3 protein-coding genes are annotated in these 12,593 nt (G+C 66.9%); all 3 read left to right on the forward strand.

The window, feature by feature from the left end; translation table 11 throughout:
* Positions 1 to 5: 5 nt before the first annotated feature.
* The 3 genes from BST13_RS04255 to BST13_RS04265 are packed head-to-tail and all read left to right on the forward strand — an operon-like array spanning position 6 to position 12,561.
* Positions 6 to 3,578: a type I polyketide synthase gene (locus BST13_RS04255; protein WP_083160970.1), complete on the forward strand. Its 3,573-nt coding sequence runs from the start codon at positions 6 to 8 to the stop codon at positions 3,576 to 3,578.
* Between the two features lie 5 nt (positions 3,579 to 3,583).
* A complete protein-coding gene (locus tag BST13_RS04260) occupies positions 3,584 to 8,122 on the forward strand; it encodes a type I polyketide synthase (RefSeq protein ID WP_083160972.1) in 4,539 nt (1,512 codons plus the stop codon).
* Positions 8,119 to 12,561 carry a type I polyketide synthase gene (locus tag BST13_RS04265; RefSeq protein ID WP_245839331.1) on the forward strand — a complete coding sequence of 1,481 codons (4,443 nt, stop codon included), beginning with the start codon at positions 8,119 to 8,121 and terminating at the stop codon, positions 12,559 to 12,561. Before BST13_RS04260 ends, BST13_RS04265 begins: the two co-directional genes overlap by 4 nt.
* Positions 12,562 to 12,593: the final 32 nt, after the last annotated feature.

Raw genomic sequence — 12,593 nt, forward strand, 5'->3', positions numbered from 1 at the left:
TTTTGATGGTGGGTGCTGGGGCGGATCGTCGGGCGATTATTGCTGAGGCGTTGCATCGGATTGATGAGTTGACGGCGCGGTTGGCGGTGGCTGAGCGTGCTGATGTTGAGCCGGTGGCTGTGGTGGGGATGGGTTGCCGGTTGCCTGGTGGGGTGGGTTCTGCTGATCAGTTTTGGCAGTTGTTGCAGGACGGGCGTAGTGGGATTGTGCCGGTGCCGGGGGATCGGTGGGATGTTGAGGAGTTTTATTCGGCGGATCCGTCGGTGCCGGGGACGATTTGTGCGCGTGATGGTGGGTTTTTGACGTCGTGGTCTCCGGATGAGTTTGATGCGGAGTTTTTTGGGATTGCGCCGCGGGAGGCGGCGGCGATGGATCCGCAGCAGCGGTTGTTGCTTGAGGTGGCGTGGGAGGCGTTGGAGAACGCCGGTGTTGTGGCGCAGTCGATTCGGGGGACGCAGACGGGCATCTTCGTCGGCCTCACCGGATACGACTACATGTTGAGGCTCACCGAGACGCTGCGTCGCGAAGACTACGACGCCTATATTCCGTTTGGGAATGCGGCGAATTTTGCGGCGGGGCGGTTGGCGTATTTTCTGGGTGCGCGGGGTCCGGCGTTGGTGGTGGACACGGCGTGTTCGTCGTCGTTGGTGTCGGTGCATCTGGCGTGTCAGAGTCTGCGTCGCGGGGAGAGCGACACCGCCCTGGCCGCAGGCGTGAATCTGATTCTGCGCCCGGAGAACAGCATTGCGTGTTCCCGGTTCGGGATGTTGTCGCCGGATGGGCAGTGCAAGACCTTTGATGCTGGTGCCAATGGGTATGTGCGCAGTGAGGGTTGTGGGGTGGTGGTGCTCAAGCGGTTGAGCGATGCCCTGGCCGATGGGGATCGGGTGTTGGCGGTGGTGCGCGGATCGGCGGTCAACCAGGACGGCGCCAGCAGTGGGCAGACGGTGCCCAACGGCCCGGCGCAGCAGGCGTTGATGCGCCAGGCACTGGCGGCCTCGCGGTTGCAGGCCGCCGATATCGACTACATCGAGGCGCACGGGACCGGTACCGCACTGGGTGATCCGATCGAGCTCGACGCGCTGGCACAGGTTTTCGCCGACCGCGGCGATGCCGCGCCGTTGGTGGTGGGCTCGGTGAAAACCAATCTGGGACACCTGGAATCGGCCGCGGGCATCGCCGGATTCATCAAAACCGTGCTCAGTGTGCGTTACGGCTACATCCCCAAACACCTCAACTTCCACCAACTCACCCCCCACGCCAGCGAGGACGCCACCCGCCTCACCATCGCTTCATCGGCGCTGGAATGGCCCACCGTGCCGCGTCCGCGCCGGGCGGGGGTGTCTTCGTTCGGGGTCAGCGGAACCAACGCACACATCATCGTCGAGCAGGCACCGTCTCCCGAACCTGCTGTGTGGGAGCCGGATTCGCCGGTGACCACGCTGGTGGTATCGGGCAAGACGCCCGAGCGGATCGCCGCGACCGCGGCCATGCTCGCCCAGTGGATGACCGGCCCCGGCGCCGAAGTCCGACTCGCCGACGTCGCCCACACCCTCAACCACCACCGAACCCAACACCGCACCTTCGCCACCATCTGCGCCCGCGACCATGACCAGGCGGTTGCCGGACTGTCGGCCCTCGCGGCGGGTCAGGCTGCGGTCGGCGTGGTCGGCGCGCACGAGGGGCCGTGCCGTCCGGGCCGGGTGTTCGTGTACTCCGGGCAAGGTTCCCAATGGGCCGGCATGGGCCGCCGACTACTCACCGACGAACCCGCCTTCGCCGCCGCCATCGACACCCTCGAACCCGCCTTCCGCACCGAGGTCGGGTTCTCCCTGCGCGAGGTGCTCGAAACGGCAGAACCACTGACCGGTATCGAACGTATCCAGCCGGTGCTGACCGGCCTGCAACTCGCGTTGACCGCGTTGTGGCGGCACTACGGCGTGGTCCCCGACGCCGTCATCGGACACTCCATGGGCGAAGTCGCCGCCGCCGTCACCGCAGGCGCACTCACCCCCACCGAAGGACTACGCGTCATCGCCACCCGCTCCCGACTCATGTCCCGGCTGGCCGGCCAAGGCGCGATGGCACTGCTCGAGCTCGATCCTGCCTCTACCCTGGGGTTGATCGCCGAGTATCCGGAGGTGACGCTGGCGGTCTACGCATCACCGACCCAGACGGTGATCGCAGGCCCACCGAGTGACGTCGACACGTTGATCGCAAAGGTCGCGCAGCAGAGCAGGTTGGCACGACGCATCGACGTCGACGTCGCGTCGCACCATCCGACCATCGATCCCGTGCTGCCCGACCTTCGGGCCGCGTTGAGCGATCTGGCGCCGAAACCGCCGACGATCCCGATCATCTCGACCACCTACGACCAGAGTCAGACGCCGACACCGAGTTTCGACGCCGATCACTGGGTTACCAATCTGCGCCGACCGGTGCGGTTCACTCAGGCCGTCGCTGCGGCCGGGGCAGACCATGCCACCTTCATCGAGGTCAGCCCGCACCCTCTGCTGACCCATTCCATCGCGGACACCCTGGCCGGCACCCACTTCCACACTGTGCCGACCCTGCAGCGCGACGGCGACGACACCCACACCTTCCACACCAATCTGAACTCCGCTCACACCGGTGCACCGCCGCGCACCTCCCACCCGCCCGAACCACATCCGGTGTTGCCCGCGACCCCGTGGCACCACACCCGGTTGTGGATCAAACCGACCACCCCGCAGCGTCATGCGCCCGCGGCCGGATCGAACGGATGGACCTACGAGTCCGACTGGCCGATCGGGCCGATCACCACGGCCGATACCGCCGGTGAAGGTTCCTGGGTGGTGTTCGCCGACGATGGATGCGGCACCAAGGTGAGTAGCGCAGTCGGGGACGCAGCGGTGGTCACCGTCCTTCCGATGGACACTCTGGCCGACGGAGCAGCGGCATCCGAATTGCCGGACATCCTCGGCAGGGCCGCGAATGTCCTTTACGCGCCGGACCTTTCGGCTTCAGGTCACTTGCCGGAATGGGGTTATCGGCTGTTCAACACGGCCAGGCGCCTGACGGCGGCGCTCGCCACGATGGCGGTGCCACCCAGGATGTTCATCCTGGGACGGCGCGACGGCTCCGACGATCGTCCGGCGGATCCGGCTGATGCCGTGCTCTGGGGGCTGGGGCGGGCGCTGGCCTCGGAGCATCCGGAGATCTGGGGCGGTGTCGTCGATATGGAGGAACCCGAGTCGCCCGGCTCTGGTTCGGACCAAACCGCGGCACCGGTCGGCGACATCAAAGACGTGTGGCGGGTCTGCGAACCAGAAGAACGTCGTGCCCTGTTGCAGAACCATGTCGGCGTTCTGGTGGCCGCCGTCATGGGGCTGCCATCGGCCCAGTCGCTCAACCCGGACGCGGATTTCTTTGAACTGGGCATGGATTCGTTGATGAACGTGATCCTGCAACGCGCGCTTGCCGAGACCCTCGGCGAAGTTCTGCCCCAGACAGTCGTTTTCGACTACCCGACGGTCACGGAGCTCGCCGACCACCTCGCCGAGATCGCCGACGCCGACCTCCCGGAAAGCGTGGGTTGATTTTGATGGTGGGTGCTGGGGCGGATCGTCGGGCGATTATTGCTGAGGCGTTGCATCGGATTGATGAGTTGACGGCGCGGTTGGCGGTGGCTGAGCGTGCTGATGTTGAGCCGGTGGCTGTGGTGGGGATGGGTTGCCGGTTGCCTGGTGGGGTGGGTTCTGCTGATCAGTTTTGGCAGTTGTTGCAGGACGGGCGTAGTGGGATTGTGCCGGTGCCGGGGGATCGGTGGGATGTTGAGGAGTTTTATTCGGCGGATCCGTCGGTGCCGGGGACGATTTGTGCGCGTGATGGTGGGTTTTTGACGTCGTGGTCTCCGGATGAGTTTGATGCGGAGTTTTTTGGGATTGCGCCGCGGGAGGCGGCGGCGATGGATCCGCAGCAGCGGTTGTTGCTTGAGGTGGCGTGGGAGGCGTTGGAGAACGCCGGTGTTGTGGCGCAGTCGATTCGGGGGACGCAGACGGGCATCTTCGTCGGCCTCACCGGATACGACTACATGTTGAGGCTCACCGAGACGCTGCGTCGCGAAGACTACGACGCCTATATTCCGTTTGGGAATGCGGCGAATTTTGCGGCGGGGCGGTTGGCGTATTTTCTGGGTGCGCGGGGTCCGGCGTTGGTGGTGGACACGGCGTGTTCGTCGTCGTTGGTGTCGGTGCATCTGGCGTGTCAGAGTCTGCGTCGCGGGGAGAGCGACACCGCCCTGGCCGCAGGCGTGAATCTGATTCTGCGCCCGGAGAACAGCATTGCGTGTTCCCGGTTCGGGATGTTGTCGCCGGATGGGCAGTGCAAGACCTTTGATGCTGGTGCCAATGGGTATGTGCGCAGTGAGGGTTGTGGGGTGGTGGTGCTCAAGCGGTTGAGCGATGCCCTGGCCGATGGGGATCGGGTGTTGGCGGTGGTGCGCGGATCGGCGGTCAACCAGGACGGCGCCAGCAGTGGGCAGACGGTGCCCAACGGCCCGGCGCAGCAGGCGTTGATGCGCCAGGCACTGGCGGCCTCGCGGTTGCAGGCCGCCGATATCGACTACATCGAGGCGCACGGGACCGGTACCGCACTGGGTGATCCGATCGAGCTCGACGCGCTGGCACAGGTTTTCGCCGACCGCGGCGATGCCGCGCCGTTGGTGGTGGGCTCGGTGAAAACCAATCTGGGACACCTGGAATCGGCCGCGGGCATCGCCGGATTCATCAAAACCGTGCTCAGTGTGCGTTACGGCTACATCCCCAAACACCTCAACTTCCACCAACTCACCCCCCACGCCAGCCAAGACGCCACCCGCCTCACCATCGCTTCATCGGCGCTGGAATGGCCCACCGTGCCGCGTCCGCGCCGGGCGGGGGTGTCTTCGTTCGGGGTCAGCGGAACCAACGCACACATCATCGTCGAGCAGGCACCGTCTCCCGAACCTGCTGTGTGGGAGCCGGATTCGCCGGTGACCACGCTGGTGGTATCGGGCAAGACGCCCGAGCGGATCGCCGCGACCGCGGCCATGCTCGCCCAGTGGATGACCGGCCCCGGCGCCGAAGTCCGCCTCGCCGACGTCGCCCACACCCTCAACCACCACCGGACCCAACACCGCACCTTCGCCACCATCTGCGCCCGCGACCATGACCAGGCGGTTGCCGGACTGTCGGCCCTCGCGGCGGGTCAGGCTGCGGTCGGCGTGGTCCGGTCGCATGACGGGCCGTGCCGTCCGGGCCGGGTGTTCGTGTACTCCGGGCAAGGTTCCCAATGGGCCGGCATGGGCCGCCGACTACTCACCGACGAACCCGCCTTCGCCGCCGCCATCGACACCCTCGAACCCGCATTCCGCACCGAGGTCGGGTTCTCCCTGCGCGAGGTGCTCGAAACGGCAGAACCACTGACCGGTATCGAACGTATCCAGCCGGTGCTGACCGGCCTGCAGGTGGCGTTGACCGCGTTGTGGCGGCACTACGGCGTGGTCCCCGACGCCGTCATCGGACACTCCATGGGCGAAGTCGCCGCCGCCGTCACCGCAGGCGCACTCACCCCCACCGAAGGACTCCGCGTCATCGCCACCCGCTCCCGACTCATGTCGCGGCTGGCCGGCCAAGGCGCCGTGGCACTCCTGGAACTCGATGCCGACGCCACCTCCGCCCTGATCGCGGAGCGTGCAGGGGTCAGCCTGGCGGTGTACTCGTCGCCGCGGCAGACGGTCGTGGCCGGGCCGCCCGCGCAGATCGACCAACTGATCACCGACCTCCAGCAGCAGGACCGCTTCGCCCGCCGGGTCAACATGGAGGTGGCCTCACACAGCGCACTCATGGATCCGATCTTGACCGAATTACGCACCGGTCTGATGGATCTGGAGCCGAAACCGCCTGCGGTTCCGTTCCTGTCGACGGTGACCAACGACTGGGCTCCGCACGTCGACGCCGCCTACTGGGTGGCCAACGTGCGCCAGCCGGTCCGGCTCTACCAGGCCTTGGCCGACCTCGGCGAGCAATACGGCACGTTCATCGAGATCAGTCCGCATCCGGTGCTGACGCATTCGATCACCGAGACGCTCGGCGACACACACCATCACGCCGTCGGCACCCTGTCGCGCGACACCGACGACACCCACACCTTCCACACCAATCTCAACGCAATCCACACCGCCGCGGCCCCGCAGACCCCGCACCCTGACGGCCTGCCACCCGAATTGCCCACCACGCCATGGCAACACACCAGGCACTGGATCGATGGGCGTGCCGTAGACCGCCCTGTGGTCGCGCAACCGTCGGATCTGCTGTCCGGTGCAGTGCCGCCACAGTGGTGCTGCGAGCTGACGTGGCAAGTACGTCCGCTGCCGGAGGATCGGCATGCGTCAGGAACCTGGCTGGTGGTCTCCGATGCCGAGCTGAGTCTGGAACTGGACGCCACGCTGCTGGCCCCCTCGGCGTTGTCCGACGACGACGGTGCACTGGCCGATGTGTTGAACGGCGTCACCCACGTTGTGTTCGCGCCAGATGTGGGCATCGGATGCCTCGATCCCGAGCCCGGGTATCACCTGTTCAACATGTGCCGCAAGCTCTGCGCGGCGTTGGCACTGCTGCCCGAGCCGCCGCGTCTGTACCTGCTCACCCGTAACGCCCAGCCGCTCTCGGAGGGCGACCGCGCCCATCCGGCCCATGCGGTGCTGTGGGGCCTGGGCCGGACACTGGCACTGGAACACCCCGAATTCTGGGGTGGGGTCATCGATGTCGACGAGTCGGTGCCCGCCGAGCGGGTGGCGGGCTACCTGCGGGCCGAGGCCGCCGGGAGCGACGGTGACGATCAAGCGGTGTACCGGGCCGGGCGCCGGCATGTACCGCGGCTGGTGCAGGCACCGGCACGGCCCGCGCCATCCGCCGAACTCGATGGGGCGGGAAGCCATCTTGTCGTCGGGGCCACGGGCAACATCGGGCCGCATCTGGTTCGTCAGCTTGTCGCGATGGGAGCCAGGACGGTGGTTGCGGTGTCCCGCAATCCCGGTTCCCGCATGACGGAGTTGGCGCAGGCCGTGGCAGAACAGGGAGCGACGCTCGTCCCGGTCGCGGCCGACGCGTCGGATCCGAAGGCGATGTCGGCACTGTTCGACCGGTTCGGCCGCGACCTCCCCGAGTTGAGCGGCATCTATCTCGCGGCGTTCGGAGGCGGACCGGTGACCTTGGCGGACATGACCGCCGAGGACGTGCAGGTGATGTTCCGACCCAAGCTGGACGCGGTATCACTGCTGCACACCCTGTCGTTGAAACATCCGGTGCGCCAGTTCGTGCTGTTCGCATCGATCTCGGGGTTGCTCGGTTCTCGGTGGCTGGCGCACTACACGGCCACCACTGCGTTCCTGGACACCTTCGCCTACGCCCGCCGAGCCGCCGGTCTTCCCGCCACCACCGTGAACTGGGGATGGTGGAAATCCTTGGCCGACAACCAGTCCGACGAGTACCAGCAGGTCACGCTGAGCTCGGGCCTCGAACCCATGCCCGACGAGGTCGCGATCCGCGCACTGTGCCCGGCGTTGACCACCGACGCCCCGGTTCGTGCCGTCGTCGCCGCCGCCGACTGGACCCGCCTCGCCGCCGCATACCGCACTCGCGCGAATCTCAAGATGGTCGACTCGCTGATACCCGCAGAGGGCGCCGAGGACCGTGCCGACGACGATCACTGGGCCGGTGCTCCCGACTTCACCGAGCTGGATCCCCTTGACGCCGAACGCATCATCGGTGAACGGCTGCGGACACGGCTCGCCGCGATCATGGGTTACGCCGATCAGGCTGCCCTGAGCCCGGCTGTGCCGCTGATCGAACTCGGCATGGATTCGCTGATGGCCGTGCGGATCCGGCATGCCACCCAGTCCGACTTCGGTGTCGAACCCCCTGTGGCCATGCTGCTGCAGGGCGCATCCCTGGATGACATCACCGCCGATGTGATGCATCAGTGCGGAGTGTCCACACCGGACACCGGCGCAGCCATCGACGCACTCCGGGACCGAGCCAACCAACGTGCCGCTGCCCGCAGGGGCGCCGCGGTGCGCCGTACGAGAGGACAGCGCGCGTGACTGCCACCGTCGAACAGGATTCGTTGTCGCCCAACGCCATAGCTGTCGTCGGCATGGCGCTGAGGTTCCCCGGTGCCAACTCACCGTCGGCTTTCTGGCAAAACCTCCGCGCCGGTGAGGAGTCCATCCGGACGCTGACCGAGGCACAGTTGATCGACGCCGGAGTCAGCGCCGTCACCCTCGCCGATCCGCAATACGTGCGCCGGGCCCCGATCATCGACGGCATAGACGAGTTCGACGCCGAATTCTTCGGCTTCCCACCGCAAGTGGCGCGCATGATGGATCCGCAGCAGCGGCTGTTCCTCCAGTGCGCCTGGCATGCGCTCGAGGATGCCGGCTGTGATCCCGCCGCGTTCGACGGTTCGATCGGCGTGTTCGCGACCAGCGGCGCGAGCATGTACATGCTGCACAACCTGTTGTCCCATCACGACCGGTCAGCGTTCCTCGGGCAGGGTGCGACCTTCGATCTGATCAACATGTCGTTGCAGAACGACAAGGACTACCTCGCCACCCGGGTCTCGCACCAGTTCGATCTGCGTGGGCCGAGCGTGACGGTGCAGACTGCGTGTTCGTCGTCGATGGTCGCTGTGCACACGGCCTGCCAGAGCCTGCTCAACGGCGAGTGCGACATGGTGCTCGCCGGCGGCGCGTCGATCCGCATTCCGCATCACGTGGGCTACTGGCATGAGCCCGGGTCGATGGTGTCCGGTGCCGGGCACTGCCGGCCGTTCGATACCGCAGCCGACGGCACCGTGTTCGGCAGTGGTGTCGCCGTGGTCGCACTCAAACCGTTGCAAGCGGCGCTGGAGGCCGGCGACCGGATACACGCCGTGATCCGGGGTTCGGCGATCAACAACGACGGTGCGAAGAAGATGACCTACGCGGCGCCGAACGGCGCCGCCCAGGCCGATGTGATCGCCGAGGCCCAAGCGGTGGCCGGCGTCGATGCGTCGTCCATCAGCTACATCGAGGCGCACGGTACGGGTACGCCCCTGGGCGACCCGATCGAAATGGAGGCGCTTCGAGCTGCTTTCAGCCTCTCGGACACGCCGCGGCCGGGTCCGTGCGTGGTGGGCTCGGTGAAGTCGAACATCGGCCATCTGGCGGAGGCGTCGGGCATCGCCGGTCTGATCAAGACGATTCTGTGCTTGAAGAACCGGGCCATTCCCGCCACGCTGCACTTCACCACGGCGAACCCGGCACTGAACCTCGACCGTGGCCCGTTCACCGTGAGCAGCGAATGCACACCGTGGGAGTGGGACGGGGTGCGCCGGGCCGGTGTCAGTTCGTTCGGTGTCGGAGGCACCAACGTGCACGTCGTCGTCGAGGAAGCGCCCGCGCAGCCCGCACGGCCGGTGCAGGACGGGCCACAGGTGCTGCGGCTGTCGGCCCGCACACCTGAAGCGCTGGAGGACTTCCGGGCGGCATTGGCCACCGAATTGGCCGCAGATCCCGCCCTGGACCTGTCCGATGTGGCTGTCACGCTCGGCCGGCGGCGGCTCGAGAAGTTTCGGCTGGCCGCCGTCGTGCACGACCGGCAGGACGCGGCCGCCGTGCTGGGCGCCCCCGAGAACGACAACGTGTTCGTCAGCGAGGCGACCGACGCGACCCCGACCGGCCGGGCGCCGGCCGGTGAGCGTCGCGTCACGCTCATGTTCCCGGGGCAAGGCGCCCAGCACGCTGACATGGCGCGCGGTCTCTACGAATCCGAGCCGGTGTTCGCCGAGCACTTCGACCGGTGCGCCGAGGGATTCCAGCGTGAGCTCGGCATCGATCTCAAAGCAGAGCTGTTCGGCTCCGGCCAATCGGACCTGGAACGCACCGACCGCGCCCAACCCGCCCTCTTCACCGTCGAATACGCCCTTGCCCGGCTGTTGCACGCCTACGGTGTCCAAGCCTCTGCGTATGTGGGTCACAGCATCGGCGAGTATGTGGCGGGCGTGCTGGCAGGAATTTTCGACCTGCCGACCGCGATCCGCGTGGTCGCGACCCGGGCCCGATTGATGCACGGCTCTGCCCGGGGTGCGATGGTCGCGGTCGCGATGACACCCGAGGCCGTCGCCGAGCATCTGGCGCCGGGCCTCGACCTGGCAGCGGTCAACGACCCCGGCAACTGCGTGGTGGCGGGATCACCGGAAGACGTCATGAAGTTCCAGAACCGCTTGCGGCAGCGGGGGATACTGGCCCGCCGGGTCCGTACCGCGCACGCGTTCCATTCGCAGCTCATGGATCCCGTCGTGCCACAGTTCGGCGAGTTTCTGGCAGGCGTCCAGCTTCATCCGCCGCACACCCCGGTGCTGTCGAACGTCACCGGAGCCTGGCTGACCGACGCAGAAGCCACCGACCCGACCCTGTGGGCGAGCCAGATTCGTGCCACGGTCAGGTTCTCCGACGAACTCGATCACGTGCTGGAAGATCCCTGCGCCGTGTTGGTCGAGGTCGGGCCGGGTGGCGCGTTGACGGGATCGGCCATGCGGCACCCGAAATGGGCCGAACGGCATCGCGCCGTCCGCTTGATGCGTCATCAGGTGCAGAACCGCGGTGACCGGGACACGTTCCTGTTGGCGCTCGGCCAACTGTGGTCGGCCGGTGTCGAGGTGGACTGGTCCCCGTTGACCGGCCACACACCTGCGCTGGTCTCGCTGCCCGGATACCCTTTTGTGCGCCAACGGCACTGGGTGGACCCGGAGATCACCGCCGACGGCGCGGCACCTGCCAGGGCCAACGGCAGCGTGCCCAATGGGCATGTGGCCGAACCGGCCGGCGAGACGAAAACCGGCAGCGCCGGTACCGGGCAGGTGGACATCGAATCGACGCTGCGGCGAATCTGCGCCGAGTGTCTCGGTGTCAGTTCGGTGGGCCCGAACGACGACTTCTTCGAGATCGGCGGGGATTCCCTGATCGCGATCGGCGTCGCGATGAGCGCGACCAACCAGGGTCTGGAGTTGACTCCGCAAGATCTCTACGATCACCCGAACGTGGCGGCGCTGACTGCGGTGCTGTCCGCGCGCTACGCCGCAGGCGGGTTGGCCGCTGTGTCGGTCGACGATGCGCCCCAACCTGTTTCGCCGCTCGCGGCGCACTTCCTTGAGCAGGGTCTTCGCGAATCCGGGCGCTGGCGGGTGCCGCTGCTGGTGAGGCTGGATTCCACCGTCGGAATCGAGGATGTCCGGTCGGTGTTGGCGGCGGTGATCAACCACCACGACGCGTTGCGGACCGAGTTCAGCCAACGGGCCGGAGCGTGGGAACAGCAGATCCGGCCACCGTGCGACCAGCTCGACATCGCCCAGGTGTCGCTGCCCGGTACCGTGACGCCGGGTGGCGATGACGAACGGCGCGCGGCGGTCGACATCCTGACCGGACAGGTAGCGCGGCAGGATCTTTCCAGTCCGGCACTGGTCGCGACCTACATCGTCGATGCCGTCGGAGCCGGGCGGTACCTCGCGATGTCGATCCATGAGCTCGCGGCCGACGGGGTGTCTCGGGAGATTCTGCTCACCGATCTGTTCACCGCGTTCACCCAGCGACTGGCAGGCAACGACATCACGTTGCCTCCGGTCACCGCGACGTGGCGGGAATGGTCACAGCGCTACGCAGGGCTCGCCACCCATCCGGCAGTACTCGACAGCAGGCAGTACTGGCTGGACGAAGCTGCCAAACCCACACTGCACCTGGCAGATCGAGCTTCCGCACAACCTCCCGGCGTGGACGACATGAAGTGTGTGCCGTCGCTGATCGCCGCCGAGCAGGCGGGCCTCATCGAACGGGCAAGGGGCAGATTCGAGTTCGCCGTCGAGGAACTCATGCTCGGCGCGCTGTCCCGGGCCGTCGCGCACTCGATCGCCGATGGAACGGTTGCCGTCGCACTTGCCGGAACCGGGCGTGCCGTGCTCAAGCCGGATGTCGATCCCCGGCGCACTGTCGGCGGCTTCACCACCGTCTACCCCGTGTCGCTGTCCTGCCACGGCGGGTCCACGGCGACGCAGGTGCTCGACGGCGTGCACGAAACCATGCGGGCGGTCCCACATCAGGGTGTCGGCCACGGGCTGTTGCGCTATCTGTACGGGCCGACGTCACGGACGTTCGGCGCGCTGGATTCCCCGGACATCCTGCTGTGCAACGAAGGTGTGATTCCTGATCTGCCCGCGGCAGCCGGGCCGGTGCAGATCGATCGCGAGACGGCGATGGGCGTACGGGACAAGACGCCCGGACTGGGATTCCCGATCGAGATGCGGTTCTACCGGTCATCGGCGGGAATGCACGTGGACTGGTGGTACGACGTTCGCCGGGTCGCACCGGAGACGGTGACGATGCTGGCCGACCGCTTCCCGATCGAGTTCGAGGAACTCCTGTCCGAAGCGCTGGCGACGGCGCCGACCCAGGACGAATTCGGCGGTGCCATGTCGGAACTCGGGTTGGTGGACCTGTCTGCCGAGTGAATCAGCCGGTGAACCGGTATCAGCAACGGAGG

It is taken from the genome of Mycobacterium aquaticum (assembly GCF_002086485.1).
GTDB classification, from domain to species: Bacteria; Actinomycetota; Actinomycetes; order Mycobacteriales; family Mycobacteriaceae; genus Mycobacterium; species Mycobacterium aquaticum.

Coding starts and splice junctions, on each gene's coding strand:
- BST13_RS04255 (WP_083160970.1), top strand. CDS start 6: ATGGTGGGTGCTGGGGCGGATCGTCGGGCGATTATTGCTGAGGCGTTG.
- BST13_RS04260 (WP_083160972.1), top strand. CDS start 3,584: ATGGTGGGTGCTGGGGCGGATCGTCGGGCGATTATTGCTGAGGCGTTG.